18 protein-coding genes are annotated in these 19,816 nt (G+C 37.9%); 16 read left to right on the top strand and 2 right to left on the bottom strand.

Annotated features, from left to right (window positions below; translation table 11 throughout):
- Positions 1-114: 114 nt before the first annotated feature.
- The 13 genes from ACWPVE_RS00680 (at position 115) to ACWPVE_RS00620 (ending at position 13,444) form a co-directional block, all read left to right on the top strand.
- Positions 115-963, top strand: a complete 849-nt coding sequence (locus tag ACWPVE_RS00680) for a pentapeptide repeat-containing protein (RefSeq protein ID WP_453989913.1) — start codon at positions 115-117, stop codon at positions 961-963.
- Positions 964-1,081: 118 nt separating this feature from the next.
- Positions 1,082-2,308 carry an erythromycin esterase family protein gene (locus ACWPVE_RS00675; RefSeq protein ID WP_453989912.1) on the top strand — a complete coding sequence of 409 codons (1,227 nt, stop codon included), beginning with the start codon at positions 1,082-1,084 and terminating at the stop codon, positions 2,306-2,308.
- Positions 2,309-2,448: 140 nt separating this feature from the next.
- Positions 2,449-3,324: a GNAT family N-acetyltransferase gene (locus ACWPVE_RS00670; RefSeq protein WP_453989910.1), complete on the top strand. Its 876-nt coding sequence runs from the start codon at positions 2,449-2,451 to the stop codon at positions 3,322-3,324.
- 446 nt (positions 3,325-3,770) lie between these two features.
- Positions 3,771-4,628 (top strand): 3-hydroxyacyl-CoA dehydrogenase family protein, encoded by an 858-nt coding sequence (locus tag ACWPVE_RS00665; protein WP_453989908.1) that lies wholly within the window; start codon positions 3,771-3,773, stop codon positions 4,626-4,628.
- A gap of 27 nt (positions 4,629-4,655) precedes the next feature.
- Positions 4,656-5,432, top strand: coding sequence for an enoyl-CoA hydratase/isomerase family protein (locus ACWPVE_RS00660; protein WP_453989906.1), 777 nt, complete (start codon positions 4,656-4,658; stop codon positions 5,430-5,432).
- 11 nt (positions 5,433-5,443) lie between these two features.
- Positions 5,444-6,622, top strand: a complete 1,179-nt coding sequence (locus ACWPVE_RS00655) for an acetyl-CoA C-acetyltransferase (RefSeq protein WP_453989904.1) — start codon at positions 5,444-5,446, stop codon at positions 6,620-6,622.
- A gap of 61 nt (positions 6,623-6,683) precedes the next feature.
- Positions 6,684-8,267 (top strand): AMP-binding protein, encoded by a 1,584-nt coding sequence (locus tag ACWPVE_RS00650; protein ID WP_453989902.1) that lies wholly within the window; start codon positions 6,684-6,686, stop codon positions 8,265-8,267.
- A 27-nt stretch (positions 8,268-8,294) separates the two neighbouring features.
- Positions 8,295-8,522, top strand: coding sequence for a hypothetical protein (locus tag ACWPVE_RS00645; protein WP_453989900.1), 228 nt, complete (start codon positions 8,295-8,297; stop codon positions 8,520-8,522).
- 5 nt (positions 8,523-8,527) lie between these two features.
- Positions 8,528-9,652 (top strand): acyl-CoA dehydrogenase family protein, encoded by a 1,125-nt coding sequence (locus ACWPVE_RS00640; protein ID WP_453989898.1) that lies wholly within the window; start codon positions 8,528-8,530, stop codon positions 9,650-9,652.
- A gap of 90 nt (positions 9,653-9,742) precedes the next feature.
- Positions 9,743-11,941: a helix-turn-helix domain-containing protein gene (locus tag ACWPVE_RS00635; protein WP_453989896.1), complete on the top strand. Its 2,199-nt coding sequence runs from the start codon at positions 9,743-9,745 to the stop codon at positions 11,939-11,941.
- Between the two features lie 323 nt (positions 11,942-12,264).
- The gene (locus ACWPVE_RS00630) at positions 12,265-12,564 is read left to right on the top strand and encodes a DUF2089 family protein (protein WP_453989895.1); all 300 of its coding nucleotides are present in this window, start codon (positions 12,265-12,267) and stop codon (positions 12,562-12,564) included.
- Positions 12,564-12,851: a hypothetical protein gene (locus tag ACWPVE_RS00625; protein WP_453989893.1), complete on the top strand. Its 288-nt coding sequence runs from the start codon at positions 12,564-12,566 to the stop codon at positions 12,849-12,851. Before ACWPVE_RS00630 ends, ACWPVE_RS00625 begins: the two co-directional genes overlap by 1 nt.
- A gap of 113 nt (positions 12,852-12,964) precedes the next feature.
- The gene (locus tag ACWPVE_RS00620) at positions 12,965-13,444 is read left to right on the top strand and encodes a sigma factor-like helix-turn-helix DNA-binding protein (protein ID WP_453989891.1); all 480 of its coding nucleotides are present in this window, start codon (positions 12,965-12,967) and stop codon (positions 13,442-13,444) included.
- Positions 13,445-13,644: 200 nt separating this feature from the next.
- Here the strand turns inward: ACWPVE_RS00620 and ACWPVE_RS00615 are convergent, their stop codons facing one another.
- Positions 13,645-15,144 carry an alanine/glycine:cation symporter family protein gene (locus tag ACWPVE_RS00615; RefSeq protein ID WP_453989889.1) on the bottom strand — a complete coding sequence of 500 codons (1,500 nt, stop codon included), beginning with the start codon at positions 15,142-15,144 and terminating at the stop codon, positions 13,645-13,647.
- 490 nt (positions 15,145-15,634) lie between these two features.
- Between ACWPVE_RS00615 and ACWPVE_RS00610 the strand changes: the two genes are divergently transcribed.
- Both ACWPVE_RS00610 and ACWPVE_RS00605 read left to right on the top strand, forming a co-directional pair.
- Positions 15,635-16,975, top strand: coding sequence for a D-serine ammonia-lyase (locus ACWPVE_RS00610; RefSeq protein ID WP_453989887.1), 1,341 nt, complete (start codon positions 15,635-15,637; stop codon positions 16,973-16,975).
- A gap of 69 nt (positions 16,976-17,044) precedes the next feature.
- Positions 17,045-18,307, top strand: a complete 1,263-nt coding sequence (locus ACWPVE_RS00605; protein ID WP_453989885.1) for a serine hydroxymethyltransferase — start codon at positions 17,045-17,047, stop codon at positions 18,305-18,307.
- 96 nt (positions 18,308-18,403) lie between these two features.
- Here ACWPVE_RS00605 and ACWPVE_RS00600 read toward each other — a convergent pair whose 3' ends face one another.
- Positions 18,404-19,000, bottom strand: a complete 597-nt coding sequence (locus ACWPVE_RS00600; RefSeq protein WP_453989883.1) for a TetR/AcrR family transcriptional regulator — start codon at positions 18,998-19,000, stop codon at positions 18,404-18,406.
- A gap of 101 nt (positions 19,001-19,101) precedes the next feature.
- On the opposite strand from ACWPVE_RS00600, the gene ACWPVE_RS00595 reads away from it, so the two are divergent.
- Positions 19,102-19,815, top strand: a complete 714-nt coding sequence (locus ACWPVE_RS00595) for a GAP family protein (protein WP_453989881.1) — start codon at positions 19,102-19,104, stop codon at positions 19,813-19,815.
- Position 19,816: the final 1 nt, after the last annotated feature.

The following is a 19,816-nucleotide window of genomic DNA, read 5'->3' as shown; positions in this document are numbered from 1 at the left end:
AAATTAGTAAAAGAGCGGGGCAGGTTCGTTGATGATAAACGATTAACACCTGTTCCATTTGAAGAGGACACGACTATATAAAACTCAAATTTTTTTCAGATAGAGGGTAAAAAAATGGATAGGAAAGAAGCCAAAAAGATTAGAGAGCGTTTAAAAGCAGATTGTTCAGCGTGCTTTGGATTATGTTGTACAGCGCTAAATATTGTCGCATCGAGTGATTTTCCAATTAACAAACCAGCAGGTACACCTTGTACGAATTTGCAGTCTAATTACAGTTGCCAGATTCATAGTCAATTAAGGGATCATGGATTCAAAGGTTGTACAGTATTTGATTGTTTAGGTGCTGGACAGGTTGTTTCTCAAGTGACGTTTAAAGGTCAGAGCTGGCGGGAAAATCCTGAGATTGCGAAGAACATGTTTGACGTTTTTCCGATCATGGAACAAATCCATGAAATGATTGCATACGTAGCAGAAGCTCTGACTTACGAAATACCAGATGATATAACAGACAAGCTGGGAAAACAGTTAAAGGAATTGCAGGATGTAACAAAGTTGGATGCTGAGAATTTATTGTCACTTGATCTAGTGATGTACCGATTCTCTATTAGTGAACTGCTTACATCTGTGAGTGATTTTGTCAGAAGAAGAACAATCGAAACACTGCCCGGGAAACGGAAGTTTAGCGAGTTTAACCATGCGAGAGCCGATTGGATTGGTAAAAAGGTAAAAGGAAAAGACTTAAGAGCAACTGATTTTAGAGGAGCTTACTTAATTGCGGCGGATATGAGAAATACAGATTTAAGGGCAGTCAATTTTATTGGTGCAGATTTGCGAGACGTTGATTTTAGTGGTGCTAATCTGTCCACCAGTATGTTCTTGACCCAGATGCAAGTGAATTCCGCTAAAGGGAATGTAAAGACACAATTACCTTCTCATATCCATCGACCTTCTCATTGGAACTAATCTGATTTGATTATGCTTAGTCAAGAATCGAGTGCGACTGTGAACAAGTGACATCCCTAGAAATGCTGTAGAATCTACTAAAAGTAACGAGTGGTCCTTAGAATGGGGGAAGTGATATATGTGGTTTGTCAGGGAGAGTACGAAAAATCGTTGGAAGAATCAAATGAACAGAACATCTTCAGAAATAAAAACATCGAAAGACTTTTCATTTATAGACCGCTATATAAAAGATAAACGATTCATTCTGCTTGGTGAAAATTCTCACGGAATCGCAGACTATTTCACTACTAAAATAGACTTAATCCGCTACTTACATCAACATCACGGGTTTAATGTAGTCGTACTTGAAAGCGGCCTTTTAGAAGCAACATTGTGTAAGTCGTTTTTACGTGATGATCCCCCTGAAAAACAGATTCAACATTGCTTATTAGATATTTACCATAATGAAGAAATGATGCCGCTGTTTGTTGAGAAATGGGCTCAATCAATAGAAATCAGTGGGATGGACCCTCAACCTACATATCCGTTAATCTCCGAGAAGATAATAGGATGGATAAAAAATCATTCGGATAATGAATTCTATCAATCGATAAAAACAGTTGAAAATAACTTTTTTAATATAGAAAAAGAAATGATGGTAAAGGTAACAAAACCATTAAAAGAGAGAATGAAGGTCGCCATTCGAGATTACGAAACGATCCTAAATATCATAGTTCACAAACAAAAGAACGAAACGGATCCAGCATTACAAAGGATGTTACGGTTGATCCATCGAGGTATGCAAAATCGGCTGCAATGGTTACAGGTGAATCTAAAAGGGTATTTGTCCTCTGGAATTCAAAGAGGTTTTCATATGTTTCAAAATTTAGAATGGCTGATGAATGACTTTTATAAAAATGAGAAAATCATTGTATGGGCTCACAATTTCCACATTCGTAAAAGCCGCCCGCTCACGGCAAAACTATTAGGGATTCGTTCAGTTGGGTATTGGTTGCAAAAGAAATACCCTGAAGACTTTTATTCAATTGGTTTTTATGCGGGGAGTGGACAGTTTGCAACGCAATTACGAGTTGAATTAGAACTAGATGTAAAGAAGAAAAAACACTTTCAACTAGAAACATTACTCTATGAGACATCCGAATTTGATTTATTTCTGCCTTTAAACGAGAACGATCAAAATACGGATAAAAAAATGTGGTTCAACAGAAAATGGTGGTTGTTGGAATCTGGATTTTCAGGTTTATCGCCAATGGTTGTGTATCCCCAAGATCACTATGATGCCATCATTTTTATACGGGAAGTGACCTCACCGACATATTTGAAACGCCCTGAGGAGGCTCATTGAAATTATACGAACGGGGAGATCTGAACAAGGTTTGTGCTACTTCAACAGGGCAGGTTAGATGAACCAAAAACTGGTATTATAGGTTGGGTTAAAAATTCAAAAATAATCGGAAGAAGCTCGTTTTTGAAGAGGATTAGGATATGACAGTAATAACCTTAATGAAAAATGAAGAAGTTGAAAGTGTCGCTAAATTTATTTCACATATGAATAGTATTCAAGAATTTCATATTGGCTATTGTGGTCAAGATTGTTTAGAAATTGCTCACACATTAAGAGAAGACATGACAGATATTCCGTACAATAACAGTTTTTTGACTGTGTATGAGGAAGGTGAACTGATTGGTGTAGTAGGATTTGATGCAGATTTGGAGAACAATAGTGCTGAAGTATGGGGACCATTTATTAAAGAAGATAAATGGGACATTGCGATGAGCGTGTGGAGAAAGATGATTGATTTACTACCTAATGAAATAAACTCGATTAATATGTTTCCAAATAAGGAAAATAAAAAAGTTCTAGAACTTGTAAATGAGCTTGCTTTTAATAGACACAGTGATCAAACAATCTTGGAATTTAGTCGAAGTCGAGTAAAAGAATTAGAAGATGTTGTTATCCAAGAATTAACGAAAGACTATTACTCGGAATTGGTACAACTGCATGATAAATCATTCCCTAATACTTATTATAATGGTCAACAAATTATTAAACGGCTAAATGAGGAGCGAAAAGTATTTATTATTGTAAATGACGGACAATTATGTGGCTATATTTATGTAGAAGCTGAACCAACTTATGGAGAAGCAAGTATTGAATTTTTTGCTGTTGAAGAAAGTGAGAGGGGAAAAGGAATCGGGGGAAAACTATTAACGGTAGCTTTAAAATGGCTTTTCACTTTTGAAAGTATCGATTCAATTACACTATGTGTCAATGCGAGTAATCAAAATGCTATAAATCTATATAAGAAAGTCGGGTTTCAACAGAAACATGAGTTATGTTTTTTCACTAAGGAAATATAAAAGTTGTTCAACAAATAACCAATCCAATAACAACTAACAAAAGAAAACGTATGTATAGAAATTGGTCAATGACAATAGAAGATATTTATATATATGGAGAGGAAAATGCGATAAATAAAATAAAAATATGGAAAGAACAAGTTAGAAAAGATTTGGAAAAATAATATAGTTCTGTTATTCAACGATTGGGTGCTTTAGATGAACCTATTGCACTGCCAAATAAATAGTAAAACCTTACAAACTGACTCGGAGTTGAGTCAGTTTTTTTACGTAATTGCTCAGTCTTGTGAACAAAGACCCACCTTTCCGCCATTTTCCGAAATGCGTCCAGCTCAATTCCGCAAATTTAAGGTAGATAGCATTTTACTAAAAACACTATAATTAACATGAAAATTACAAAGATTTAGACTACTGTATGAAAAATAGACATAATGGAGGGGTTTACCTTGAAATTTAGCCAAATTGGTGTGGTTGGTTCAGGAACGATGGGTGGCGCGATTGCTCATCAAGCAGCCATTTGTGGATACGAAGTAGTGCTTGTAGATGTCGATCAACGATTTTTAGATCGCGCACAAACTCGAATGGAAAAATGGATGGATCGATCCATAAGTAAAGGGAAATTAACAGAGGATGATAAAGCGGTCATTCTTTCAAGAATCAAACTCACAACAAACATGTCTGAGGTCAGAGACTGTGATGCTGTTATTGAGGCGATTATTGAAGATTTAGATGCAAAAAAAGAAATCTTTCAGCAGCTAGATGAAATTTTAAAACCAGAAGCATACATTGCATCAAATACTTCCTCCATGTCAATTACCGTCCTTGCAAGTGCAACCAACAGACCAGAACAAGTAGCTGGAATGCATTTCTTTAATCCCCCGCAAGTGATGAAACTAGTAGAGGTCATTAGAGGGTACAAAACAAGTGATCAAACGATACACGCATTCAAAGAATTAGCGATTGCAATGAAAAAAGAACCAATTGAAGTGAAGAAGGATGTACCAGGATTTATTGTTAATCGAATTATGATTCCTCAATTTATTGAAGCGATCCGCTTAGTGGAAGAAGGAGTAGCTAGCCCAGAAGATATTGATAAGGCTGTTACTTTAGGGCTGAATTATCCAATGGGTCCGTTTACTTTACAAGACTATGCAGGAGTCGATATTGGGCTTCATGTGATGGATTACTTTTACGAAGAATTCAAGGACCAACGATTTGCAGCACCCCTTACATTGCGGAATTTAGTACGCGCAGGACGAGTTGGAAAAAAAGCAGGAGCAGGATGGTACGACTATCATAACTAAAATATCGGAAGGTTGTGTTACAAAACAATGGATACTATTCAATATCTTACAAATAATCAACATATCGGAATCGTCTATCTTAATCGACCTCCATACAATCCATTAAGTAGCCAAGTCTATCATGAATTATTTACGTTATTTGAGGAACTTGAAAAGGATTCAGAAGTTCGGGCTATTATTCTAACAGGAAAAGGTGACCGCGCTTTTGCCGCAGGGGCTGATATTAATGAAATGGTGAATTTAGATGGGGCAGACATGATGGAAATGTCAAGAATCTCACGCCTTGCCTATGACAAAATCGAATCCATTTCAAAGCCAGTCATTGCCGCAGTGAATGGGCTTGCTCTAGGTGGTGGTTGTGAATTAGCACTGGCCTGTGATTTCCGAATCGGCTCACCCACAACAAAGTTTGGATTACCTGAAATTAATCTTGGAATTATCCCAGGTGGGGGTGGAACGCAACGTCTTCCACGTTTAATTGGTCAAGCAAAGGCAAAAGAATTGCTTTATTTTGGAGAGATGATTGATGCCGAAAAAGCACTTGAAGTAGGTTTGGTCAATAAAGTAGTAGAATCAGAGCGTGTACTGGAAGAATCCATTCAGTGGGCTGAAAAACTAGCACAAAAACCACGGATTGCTATGAAAATGTTAAAGACATCTATAAATCGTGGGACAGAGGTGGACTTACAGGCGGCCTTAGACCTAGAAACAGCTTGCTTTGGTAATGCCTTTGCAAGTGAGGATCGTGTTGAAGGAATGAAGTCTTTTGTTGAAAAAAGAAAGCCTCAATTTGTTGGAAGGTAAGGTGAAGTATATTGAGTAAAGATATTGTAGTGATTGATGGTGCACGTACTGCTTTTACAGAATTCGGTGGATCGTTTCGTGATGTATCTGCCATTGACCTTGCTGTACATACAACAAAGGAAGCTATGCGCAGGTCATCCATTCAGCCAGAGGAAGTAAATCAAGTAGTAATCGGAAATGTTATTCAATCTAGCACTGACGCAATTTATATGGCCAGACATGTAGGATTAAAATCAGGCATTCCTGAGCATGTACCTGGATTAACGGTTAATCGACTATGTGGTTCAGGCTTACAAGCTATCGTAAATGCCGCGCAATCTATTAAACTTGGAGAATCCAATGTCAGTATTGCGGGCGGTACAGAAAATATGAGTCAGGTTCCACATGTTGTTCGTGGGGCTAGATGGGGGTTACCGCTAGGAAAAGCACCAATGGAAGATTATCTGTGGGAAGCTCTCTATGATCCGTATGGGAAATGCTCAATGGCTATTACAGCAGAAAACCTGGCAGAAAAATATGAGATTTCAAGAGATCAAATTGATGAGTTTGCATCCAACAGCCATAAGCGTGCATTAGAAGCTCAAGAAAAAGGGGTCTTTGCAGAGGAAATTGTACCCGTAACGGTGAAATTGAGAAAAAGTGAAAAGGTGATTGATGAGGATGAACATCCACGTGATACTCCGCTCAATGTTTTAAATCGATTACCAGCTCGATTTAAAGAAAACGGTGTTGTTACAGCAGGAAATGCCAGTGGTATTAATGACGGTGCCGCAACAATGGTGGTTACTTCTAGTGATTATGCCCAAAAACGAAATCTAAAACCCTTAGCAAGATTGGTTTCATGGGGAATTGTTGGCGTTGAACCAAAGTACATGGGAATTGGCCCTGCCCCTGCCATACGTCAAGCATTAGAGCGTGCAAATATGAGAGTCGAGGATTTGGATTTAATTGAAATAAATGAAGCTTTTGCTGCTCAATATCTTGCTTGTCAAAAGGAATTAGGCTTTGACCCGAGCATCGGAAATGTCAATGGTGGTGCTGTAGCATTAGGACATCCTCTCGGAGCGAGTGGAGCAAGAATTAGTTTATCCCTCATTTACGAACTTAAGAGAAGAAATAAAAAATACGGTGCATCTGCATTATGTATTGGCGGAGGCCAAGGAATCGCGGCAATTTGGGAAGTCTTGTAGGAGGAAACATTCGGGGGTAGTACCTACTAACCTAAGAAATTTTAGTATTGGGGTGAATGACTTGAAAAAAGAATTAAGCAAACAGAGTGTTTCGGAACTTTTGGAAAGCGTTTGCGTAAAAAATCCTCATCGCGAAGTTTCATACGATGGTTACACAAGGCTTTCCTATCAGGAGTTGTGGGAGAAATCTCTACTTCTAGCATCCTCCCTACAAGAAATCGGGATTACAAAGGGCGATAAGATTGCAGTTTGCCTACCAAATTGGAATGAATTTGTCGTGATTTATTTGGCAGTCTCTCATCTTGGAGGTATCATCGTACCTTTCAATACTCGTTATCGACAAGATGAAGTTGAGTACATTTTACGAAATTCTGAGGCGAAGATTGCCTTTTTTACCGAAGAATTTGGTGGAGTTAACCATTATGAACAATTTACGTTAGCGTTTCAACGTGTTTCAAGTCTTGAAAGACTCATTACAGTTCGGTGTATAAAAGATGAACTCATGAGTTATGAACAATTGCTTGAAAGAGTGGACGATCAAACAATCTCTCCTGTTCCAATCGATTCGGCGGATGATATTTTCTGTATCTTATATACTTCAGGTTCTACAGGAGCGCCAAAAGGAGCAATGTTAACCCATAGTAACTTTGTAAACACGGCGATGATTACAGCTGAAGAGATGAAGTGTACGGAAGATGATGTCTTTTATGTAGCTGTTCCACTTTTCCACGTATTTGGTATGGTGCCTAGCATTCTAAGTACGATTGCTGTAGGTGCTCGAATGGTCTTAGCAGAAAAATATAATGCCAAGGATGCGTTGGAAACGATACAAAACGAAAGGATCACCGTTAAGCATGGTGTACCGACGATGTTTATTCTAGAGCTGAATCATGCTGAATTTAAAAATTATGACCTGTCTTCATTAAGAACGGGAATTATCGCAGCAGCTCCATGTCCTGTTGAAATCGTGAAGCGTATCCGCACCGAGATGGGCTGTGATATTGTCGTTTGCTATGGGTTAAGTGAGACATCACCAACCCTAACGATGACGGCTTTTGACGATGACGATCAAATTCGTGCCGAAACTGTTGGAAAGGTACTTCCAGGTGCCGAAGTAAAAATTGTTAACGAATTTAGAGAAGAAGTAGGTCTTAACGTGGTTGGTGAAATAGCTTGTCGTGGTTTCGGTGTTATGAAGGGTTATTACAATATGCCTGAAAAAACGCGGGAAGCATTGGATGAGGATGGCTGGTTTTATTCAGGTGACCTCGGGACATTAGACGAGCAAGGAAACGTAAGAATTGTCGGACGAAAAAAAGAAATGATCATTCGAGGTGGCTACAATATCTACCCTAGAGAAATAGAAGAAGTTTTTTATACACACCCAGATGTGATGGAAGTGGCAATAGTCGGACTCCCTGACACTGTATTAGGAGAAATCTCTTGTGCTTGCGTGAAGGTTAAGCCAAACACTTCACCTAGTGTCGAAGAACTTTTGGCATTCATAAGACCTAGAGTAGCGGACTATAAAGTCCCAGATAAATTGCTCATCTTGGACGAATTTCCAATGACAGCCAGCGGGAAAATTAGAAAAATTACTCTTCAAGAACAATTAAAAGAGAAGTTGGGGGCCGAATTGCGATGAAAAAACAAAACGAGGGTCTGGTCATTTTTGGTCATTTGTTTAAGTATATTCCTCACTGCTGGTTGTAGTGGTGGTTCAAACCAAACGCAAGGTGAAAACAGTGAAGTTAATGCAAATCCGAATGAGGAATCTTCAGATACGATTAAAATCGGTGTTATTGTTTCTAAAACGGGTCCAGCATCTGCGTTAGGGAAACCTGAAGCTGACGTTATCCACATATTTAGATTATACAGAGAATGTCATATAGAAGGGTGATTTATGTGAGTTTTATCGTAACTGACGAACAACAAACAATTAAAAGCTTTGCACGTGATATCGCTACGAATGAAATTACGCCTTATGCAAGAGAGTATGACGAAGAGGAAAAATTTCCGTTAGAAATCATTAACAGATTACATGAGGTAGGTTTATCTAATCTTGCTATTCCAGAGGAGTATGGTGGGCCTGGCATCGATAAGGTCTCACACGCTTTAATTGTTGAAGAGATTGCTAGAGCATGTGCAAGCGTTGCAACAAGCATCGAGGCTAACTCTCTTTCATCCTATCCCATTCTCGTGGGAGGAAGTGAAGAGCTTAAGAAGAAATATCTAACCCAACTCACAAGGGAAGGAAAGTTTGCTTCTTTTGCCCTGACTGAACCAGGCGCTGGGAGTGATGTAAGTTCTTTGAAAACGACTGCCAAAAGAAGTAGTGACGAATACATTATAAATGGGGAAAAGTGTTTTATTACGAATGCAAGCTATGCTGACTTTTTTGTTGTATTAACCCATGTAAAAGACCGTGGTTTTACTGCATTCGTAATAGAGCGGGATTCCGATGGGGTACAGGTAGGTGTTAAGGAGAAAAAGCTTGGTTTACGAGCTTCTAATACAGCCTCGGTTATTTTTGAAGACGTTCGTGTTCCAGTCTCGAATCGAATCGGAGCGGAGGGAGATGGCTTAAAAATCTTTTTGCAAGGGCTTATGAATGCGAGACCTATGGTAGGGGCGCAAGCAGTAGGTATTGCACAAGCTGCCTATGAAGATGCCCTTTCTTATTCAAAGGAAAGAATTCAATTTGGGCAATCGATTTCTAATTTACAGGCGATTCAATTCATGCTTGCTGATATGGCTATGAATATCGAAGCGGCAAGACTCCTTGTTCATCAAGCTGTTCAATATGTACAATCTGGAACCCCATCTATCAAGCATGCTTCCTTTGCAAAATGTTTTGCCTCTGATACCGCTATGAAGGTAACAACTGATGCTGTGCAAATTTTTGGAGGTTATGGATTTATCCGTGAGTACCCAGTAGAGAAATATTTTAGAGATGCAAAAATTATGCAAATTTACGAAGGTACGAATCAAATTCAACGAGTTGTCATTGCGAGAGAAATACTTAAATAGGTATTTCTATATAAATTAGTTGCTTTAAGAAGGAATTCGAATCATCAAGTGGAATGTATATAGAAAACAATGGATAAGGTGGCGATTTCTTTGAAGTTAACGAGTGAGCGAGAAAAGTTAATGAAGAAAATTGATAATCATTTGCGCACGATGGCGCGCCACCTTGTTACATTCGATACGATTGAAGAAACACTAGATTACTTGTTAGAAGGATTTTATAAGGAATATGCATGTGATCTAGTGGGAGTCGTCCTATATGAAAAAGGAAAGCTTGTTCCTAAGGTTTGGAAAGGAGACCAATTCACTATCGACCAAACACTCCACTTAGATGTTAACAACTGCTCTCCTAAGCTCCTTAAAAAAGCCATTTGGTGGCAGAAGGATAAGCGTGAAGAAACCAACTGTGCTTTTCATTCTGCGATTAAAAATGAAAACCTATCAACATGGTTTACAGTCCCCTTACATAATATAAACGAAAGCTTTGGACTTTGCGTGATTGGCTTTCGAGAATTCATTCCATTAATTATAGAAGCAGAGCAAATCTTTACAGAATTCGGTCATGATGTCGCATCATCACTAATCATTGCGCGTGAGAAGGAAAGTCAAAAACGTAAAATGAAGGGAATTGAATGGATTAAGGAGAATATCCTCCCAAACTCTTCAATTGAACATATTATTGAGAAAGTGGTGGAACGAGCATGTAAAGGAACAAAAGCAAATAGTGCGTGTGTCTTTTTATATGATGAAGAAAACACATGCTTTAATCTCCATCCGCCATGGTATGGGCCTGTCGGACATCCATTTAAGATACATATCAATTCGGATCAATCATTAGACGCCTATTTTCCATATGTTGAGGTCACAGGAGGAACAGAACTCACAGTTCCATTACTAGTTAATTTAAAAACAATTGGCGTAATCTATGTCACAACTGGTGGAGAAGCCTATTTTACGGAAGAAGATTTGGAATTTCTGAAATTTGTTTCAGACTTCGTGTCCATGCAAATCGAAAACGCAAGACTTTATCGATTTGAATATGAAAGTAAAAAAAATCTTGAGACCATCATTGAGCATCAACAAGAATTAGTGAAAAAGACAGTAAAAGGTGCTGATTTAGTTGAGATTACAAATACAATCAGCGCTATGATCGATAGTACCGTCTTTTTATATGATCGTTTTCTGAATCCCATCACCTCAAAGGTAAAACAAGAGGAAAAACATCTACAAAATGAATACGAACATGAAATCATTTTGAATAAAAACGATATTACAAACTTACATACAGAAGACCTGACTATTACAGTGAATGGCACAGACTTATATGTATTCCCCATTTTGCAGGGGAATCAAGGATTAGGGTACATGATTGTGAGTTTATTCAAGAAAAAAATGAACCGCCTAATTCGCCTTACGATTGACCATGTCTTAAACGTGTATGCGATTGAATTCATTAAACAGAAACTGGTTCTTGATACAAAAGAACAGATACAGGAAGGGTTTATCAATCAACTGTTTACAGAAACAATTGAAAATCAAGAAAAGATTATTCAATACGCAACTTTGACTAATTGGAATATACTTAAACCCCATACGGTTGTTGTAGGTTCATTTCATCTAACGGAGGCTGATGGGGAGAATGTCGTAGCGATAGAAGCTAAAAAAACACGAGTATGGGACCAGATAAAATCTGATTTATCTTTTCATTATTCAAACATGATCTTCAGTCGTAAAGGTGAAGATTTTATCATGATTGTTCCAACACCGAGTAATCAAAGTTTTTGGGAACGTCTTTATAAACACCTCTCGGATTCAACAAAAAAAGAAGGAATCACGACTTATATCGGAATCGGTGGAAGTACAAACGCACTCGAAGACTATTATGATTGTTACATGAAAGCATCCAAAGCGAAAAATGTCATCATGAATCGTAATCCTGATGGAGGCTATACATTATACGATGATCTCGGTGCTTATACAATTCTAAGCAATACGAGTGATTTGGCATCGGCCAAACTGTTTATCAAGAAAAACCTTGGGATATTGATGCAGTATTCGAAAAAAAATAACGTCGATCTCTTCGGGACACTAAAGGTCTATCTACTCCATAATGGCAACGTAAGAGAAGCCTCTAATGCACTATTCATTCATCGAAGTACATTGGAATATCGAATGGAACGTATCTCAGAGCTACTAGGTGTCGATTTAAATCATGCAGAAGTTCGATTTGAACTCTTGATGGCGTTTAAACTTTATAGTCTTTTTGATTTTGAATCAACTGAAATAATGTAAAAGAAAGTATAAATTTTCCACACTGGGGGCGGAAGATTTATACTTTTTTTATTCATTCTAATAACTAAATGTATGTTTGATTTAAGGGCATTTCTTCTTTTCCCACTTTCCAAAAACAGTCTTCCTATCTGTATATTACTATGTTTCAAGTGATAAATAGCATACCGCACCCGTCTAGAATGAAATATCCCAAAGCCATATAAATATATTTATTATAAAAATTAAAGATTATTTTCGATAAATATTAAATAAAATTAAATAAAACCTTTACTTTATTAAAATTTATGTTAAACTAAAGTTGAATATAAAGGAGTGAAGCATATATGGAACTTAAAAAGGTGCCAGATTGGATTTTAGCTCTAGACGAGGAAGATTTGGAATTTATTAAAAGATTTGTCATGAATTCAGGGTCTTTAAAAGAAATCGCAAAGATTTATGAGGTTTCTTATCCAACCGTGAGAATCAAGTTGGATCGATTAATTGAAAAGATTAAATTAAATGACGCTGCAGATAATGAGGAATTTGTAACATTCATTAAACAACTGTTGATTGATGACCGCATTAATTTAGAGGAAGCAAAGCTAATTATTGAAAAATATAAAAAAGAAAAGGGTGAAAGATGATGTTTGGTTTTGGTTTTTATGATGTTTTTCTTATTGCTGGGATTCTCGGTGTGCAATACTTTTTATCCACCAGAAATAGTGTGTATTGGGGAGCACTTATCCCATTGGTTTTCGTGAGTTGGCGTACTTGGATATTCGTTAATGAAAATGAAAAGTTTCTTGCATATGCATTAATTCTTTTAGTTGGTCTTGCTTTTCTTATTGGAGGCTGGATTGAGGGGCGAAAAGCACTTCATAAAAAGAGAATGAAAGAATTAGACAAAATGAAGTCGTTTGATTTGAGATAAATCACCAATCATAGAAAAGGTAATGGCGAGCTTATGAAAAAGTATTAAATGATAAATGAAATGTCTGATCTGATAGTAGGGTTATTTGGAATATACAGTAATGGGGTAACGAAATGGATATAGTATTAAATTTAAAAAGGAAATACCGCGTGGAGCTTTCCTTTTCCAATTTTATAGAATGCTATCAACACGAAGTGTACCAACTTTGTTTTTATATGATTGGAAAGAGAGAGGTAGCTGAGCAGATTGCTCAAACTGCTTTTATCGAGGCATATAGGAACATAAGAGTTTACAACAACTGTGCTAAAGTTCGATCGAAGCTGTTCCGTATTACCGTAGATTTAGTATTGGAAAGTCTACGAGAGACAACCAATCAAATCACAGAAATAGAGAATGCTGAGTCTATAGATGCAATTCAAAGAGAAATCTTCATGTTAGAAGCCAGTGACCGTTTAGCCTTCGTTTTGAAGCATATCGTTGGCTATTCAGTAGAGAAGATCAGTGATATCATGCAACTCCCTAAATCTAATGTAAGGAAAAAAATTCACTTTAGTCTTGAGGTACTTCGTAAACAAATGATTGATAAAGTGTAATTGTTCAAGACGATTTGTAAAGCAACATTTCCTAGAAAATATGATCTTTGTATCTTGTAATCACAAGAAACGAATGATCCGAGAGGAATTAGGCCGAACGAGAAGCTTAAGTTAAACAATTCGATATCAATAAAATGCAAAAAGACTAGGATAAATGGAGAATCCTAGTCTTTCCTTCGTTAAAATGGATGGTTCATTTATTACATGTCTAAATGGGTGTCGGTGTTTGTATCAACTGTCTGTTTCTTTGGAGAAGAACTTTGTTCTTGTTCATATCGTTCTTCCCAATAATCCGCATTCTTAATTCCTAATGCTTTCGGGTTGAAGATAGGATCTAGACCTTGTTTCTTTTGAGCCTCGTAGTCTTTTAAGGCAATTAATGCAGGTTTCGCAAGGATGAGGATGGCTATGACGTTAATCCAAACCATGACTCCTACACCGATATCTCCAAATCCCCAAGCTAATTCGGCAGAACGAAGTGCACCATAATAAGTAATAACAATCATCCCAATTTTTAATAGACTGAATGCCCATCTTTTACTTGTACCCTTTAGTAAATAAACGAGATTCGTTTCAGCGATATAATAGTAGGCAAGTAGAGTTGTAAAGGTAAAGAGAATCAATGCAACCGCTACGAAACCAGCACCGAATCCAGGGAATACCGTATCAACGGCAAGCTGTGTATAAGCTGGGCCAATTTCTGCATCACCAGCATTATTTACAAGTAAAGTGCCGTCTGGTGCTTCTGTATTGTACATGCCTGTACTGATAATCATAAATCCTGTTGCCACACACACGAGCAATGTGTCAACATACACGGAGAATGCTTGAACAAACCCTTGTTTTGCTGGGTGGGAAACTTCAGCAGCTGCAGAAGGGTGAGCACCAGAACCTTGACCAGCTTCATTGGAGAAGATTCCACGTTTTACTCCCCACATGACGGCCATACCAAGAATTCCACCGAATGTTGAATCTAAACCAAAGGCGCTTTTGATAATGATCGAAATGACTTCTGGAAGAGCAGAAATGTTCAATAACATCATAATAAATGCCATTAAGATATATCCAAGTGCCATAAATGGAACAATGACTTGAGCAAATCTTGCAATACGTTTGATTCCACCAAAGATAATAATAGCAAATAGCAATACATAAATTGCGCCAGAAATATAAGGGTTAAAACCAAACGCATTTTTCATTGCTGCAACCGTTGTATTTGATTGAGTCGTTGGTAGAAGGAATCCCATTCCGATAATCCCAGCAATGGCAAACAGAATGGCAAACCATTTCCAGCCGATTCCTTTTTCAATATAGTAGGCTGGCCCCCCGCGGTACTGTCCATCTACTTTTACTTTATAAATTTGTGAGAGGGTTGACTCAACATAGGCAGTGGCAGCTCCTAAGAATGCCATCACACACATCCAGAAGATTGCTCCAGGTCCACCAAATGCAATGGCAGTCGCCACCCCAGCAATGTTACCAGTTCCAACACGTCCTCCAAGCGCAATCGATAGAGCTTGGAATGATGAAACCCCAGCTTGCGAGCTTTTTCCATCAACTAGTAAACGCACCATTTCCTTTATTTGTCGAATTTGAAGACAACGAGTGACGATGGTGAATAGTACCCCAACTGCTAGTAAAATATAAATGACCGGGTTCGACCATAAGACATCATTAATCCCATTAACAACAGTCTCCATAAAATCCCCCTTAACATATCTTTTTTAAAATAATAGGAATAAAGTTCAGTCCAACATGTTGTGAATCTTAGAAGTCATATATTTTTGGTCCTTACCATTCTTCACCTCCTTAAAACTCAACGATCAAGTTTTCTTTTTAAAGAACGATTTGATTGGTAACGCTTACAATTTAAGTGATTAGCTTTATGTAATATGCACAAGATGTGATAAACAACACGCAAGAAGTAGGATCGAAGTATGTAATAGAAATGAGAGTGTAGTGTAATTTACGTGAATATAATCTGATTATACAGAAAAAATCACAAGAATCAATCATTTTTATAAAATTCTATATTTTTAGTTTAGTAATAAATTACCATTATGATGATTACTATAAAGTAAATTCATTCAGTATAGTGAAAAGTTTGAATTGACAGAAAAATAGTTCATCATTATAATAAAAATTAAATCAACATAGTGAATAATACTTCTGTAAGGGGGGAAGAGAAATTTGTCTGTGACCCAGTCTGTTGAATCATGGAAGAAACATCCACTGATTCAACGAATCATCCAGTATAAAGAAGTCTTTTGGGAAAATGATACATATTCAGAATTTCAAAAAGTCTACGATAGTCTACCACTCGGTAAGAATGATGTAATGACAGCAGAGGCAAGGTTAAAACGATTTGCCCCTTACCTTGCAGAGGTTTTTCCTGAAACGAGGATGAACAACGGCATCATTGAGTCACCTTTAGTACCGATTCCTTCAATGAAAAAACAACTAGACCAAATCTATCAAACGTCGATTAAAGGCCAATTGTTTTTAAAAGAGGATTATCAGTTACCAATTTCAGGTTCTGTTAAAGCAAGAGGAGGAATCTATGAAGTTTTAAAGCATGCCGAAGACTTAGCGCTAGAGGCTGGCATGATTCATCATTCAGGTGACTATCGAAAGTTTGCGAGGAATGAGTTTAAGGAGTTTTTTTCTACACAATCAATTGTATGCGGTTCCACAGGAAATTTAGGATTAAGTATTGGCATCATGGGTGCCATGCTTGGTTTTAACGTCACCATTCATATGTCAGAGGATGCAAAACAATGGAAAAAGGATTTGCTTCGATCCAAAGGAGTCAGTGTTGTTGAGCATTCGGATGACTATAGCAAAGCGGTCGAAGAGGGGAGAAAGGAATCTCTCGCCGACCCAAACAGTTATTTTATTGATGATGAGAACTCAGTCAATCTGTTTCTTGGATATGCCGTTTCTGCCCGACGATTAAAAAATCAATTAGAAGAACGAGGAATTTCCGTCAATGCTGAACATCCACTTTTTGTTTATTTGCCGTGTGGGGTCGGTGGAGGACCTGGCGGGATTGCCTTTGGATTGAAATGTGCGTTTGGTGACGATGTGCATTGCTTCTTTGCCGAGCCTACCCATTCACCGTGTATGTTATTGGGGCTAATGACAGGGGAGCATGACCAAATTTCCGTTCGTGACTTTGGACTTGATAATAAAACAGACGCAGATGGATTGGCTGTTGGAAGAGCGTCTGGGTTTGTAGGAAAGTTACTCAATGAGCTAATTAGCGGGGTATATACGGTTTCTGACGAACAATTATTTGTCCTATTACGTGAAATAGCCGACCAAGAAGGGAAAAAGCTTGAACCCTCTGCCGTTGCTGGAATTCCTGGACCAGCCCTATTATTTTCCCAAAGTCAATATTTATCCAACAATGATTTATTCCCTTATATGAAAGATGCGACGCACATCGCATGGAGTACGGGAGGAAATATGGTTCCAGAAGACGTGTGGCAATCGTATTACGAAAGAGGAATAAGAAAAGAAGAAGCTTAGGCTTTTCCAGACACATTTTATATAAATCACAACTGTTTTTTTAAAAATAAATCCAAAGAGGTGGTAACGATGTTACAAGCTACGAAACTAGCAGATGAGGAATTGTATAACATTGTTGTAGGAGAGTTAAAGCGTCAAGAAAACAATATTGAAATGATTGCATCTGAAAGTACGGCTCCCATTCCTGCATTAGAATTACAGGGCTCAGTGTTCACAAACAAAACGTTAGAAGGGTATCCAGGCGCTCGTTATCAATCAGGTTCAGAATATGCTGACCAGATGGAAATTTTAGGTGTTGAAAGATGTAAGGCTTTATTTAAAGCAGAACATGCGAACATTCAACCGATTTCTGGTTCTACGGCGAATTATAGTGTGTATGCAGCTGTCCTTAAGCCAGGCGATACCGTCCTGTCCATGCGTCTCGATCAAGGCGGTCACTTGACCCATGGAAGTAAGGCAAGCCAAACAAGTCAATATTATCATTTTATCCATTACGGCGTTCACGAAGATACGGAACAAATTAACTACGAGGAATTAGAAGAGTTAGCATTGAAGCATAAACCAAAACTCATTATTTCTGGCGGAAGCTCGTATCCTAGATTAATTGATTACGAGAGAATAGGTGATATCGCGAAAAAAGTAGGCGCTTATTCAATGGCGGATATTGCCCATGTCTCTGGTTTGGTGGCGGCTGGAATCATTCCGAGTCCAATCCCGCACACTGATTTCGTTTCATCTTCCACAACGAAGACAATCTGTGGACCACGTGGAGGAATGGTCATGTGTAAAGCAGAGCACGCCAAAGCATTAGACCGCGGCGTATTCCCAAGAACACTAGGATCCATCCATGTTCATACGATGGCAGCGAAAACTTATATGTTTAAGCGAGCCGCAACAGAAGAATTCAAACAATTAATGATCCAAACGGTTCAAAATGCAAAGCATTTGGCATCCTGCTTAGAAAAAGACGGGTTCCGTATTGTGAGTGGTGGAACAGATAATCACCTCGTGATGGTGGATTTACGTCCGAAAGGAATCACGGGACTAGAGTTCCAAGAGGCACTAGACTTTGTAGGAATCACGGTTAACAAGAATATGATTCCATTTGATCCGCAAAAGCCGTCCATTACAAGTGGCGTTCGGATTGGTACAACAGCAATTTCACAACGAGGACTGAAGGAAGCGGAAGTAGAACAAATAGCGGCAATCATGAACAAAGTTGCACAAAATATTGGGAATCAAGAGGTGCTAGAAGCTTGTAAACAAGAAGCACGCGAGTTGATTAGCAAATTCCCACTCTATCAAGAAAAATTTGATGCAGTGACAATTTAACAGTTTCTGAAACAAAGGCGGTTTAGAACAATTCTAAACCGCCGTTTGTGTTACTGATGGTTCAGTCGAATGATATGCACAACCCAATGAACGTCATTAATTTTCCTTGCAGATGGATTCTACATGATAACGAATTATATCCTTTACCTTTTCTGGAGAGTATTCATCAGGTCTTAACAGTGCATGAATGGACAAGCCTTCAATCAATGCTGATAATCTAGATTCTTCTAATTCAACCTGAGAGGAATCTAATAACAACCCTTGATGAGCCAATATTTGAATCATTGAATGTGCTAATTCATATGTACCGTTCGTCATTTCAACTGTTTTTTCTTTTAATGTTTCACTCGTAAGGGAACGTAGTGCCAAGATCCACCAAACACTCGTTTCAATTTTCCTTTCTTCATCAATAGGTACAAGCTCTAATAAAACTTCCACCACTGCCTGTAATGGGTTTTCAGACCATTCCTTTGTTTGAGTGCGTTTTTTTCCTTCCTCCAAGTAGTAATTCATGATAAACAATAACATCTCGTCCTGAGTTGAAAAATAATGCCTTAATGCACCTGCAGACATGCCTGCTTCAGCTGCAACTCTGCGAATAGATGCTTTTTCAACGCCTTCTTTTTTTATAATGTTCCAAGCTGCCTCGGCAATCGACTTCCGCTTTTGTTCGTGATTCACAATTTTTGGCATAGATAAATATCACTTCCTTATTTTAGCACACTGTGTTATTATGTTTTTAGCACGGTGTGTTATTTTAATAATACCACATCAAGGAAAGGGGGACCATTCATTTGATTGAAACGATAGAAGCCTTAATGCCTGCTTCATCCATAGATTTGTCTATGGTTATTATGATTATTTCCATTTGTGCATGCATTGATATAGCTAGTCCTGGTGTACTTGCTGTAACTGCCTATCTATTATTGACACAACCCAATCAATTAACTTCTCGTCTACTTGTTTTTCTTTTTGTTACTCAGTTAGGTTACTTCATCATGGGTTTATTCCTATACTTTGGTGGCATTCCTTTCTTACAGAGGTTAGAACAATTATCTGAAATCGAATTCATCAATTGGTTCTATATCCTGTTTGGAGCTGTTCTTGCTCTCATAAGCTTCAGTAAACCAACTAAGGCTACAAAAAAACGTATCATTTCATTTATTCCTAAAAGAACAACCAATAAAGGGATGCTTATAGTAGGATGCATTGTTTTCCTTATTGAATTTGTGACGGCATTGCCTTACGTTTATTCCGTCTTTTTATTAGATCATCTAACAATTAAGACGACACCTTCTATCCTACTAATCATTGGATACAATCTAGTCATGATCCTTCCATCTTTGCTATTGGTAGGCGTAAACCTTATATTTAAAGAAAGACTACATCAAATACTTCATAAAATTAGATCGAAAGTTAGTGAAGCTCCAATTTCATCACTCTTAGTTGCAACAGGAGTCATCGGAGCAGTTTTTTTCAACATCGGTCTTAGAGGCATAATAAACTAAA

The sequence above is a fragment of the Bacillus nitroreducens genome, assembly GCF_964021195.1.
Note: the sequence above shows the minus strand (reverse complement) of the source record. Positions and strands in the feature narration are given on the sequence as shown.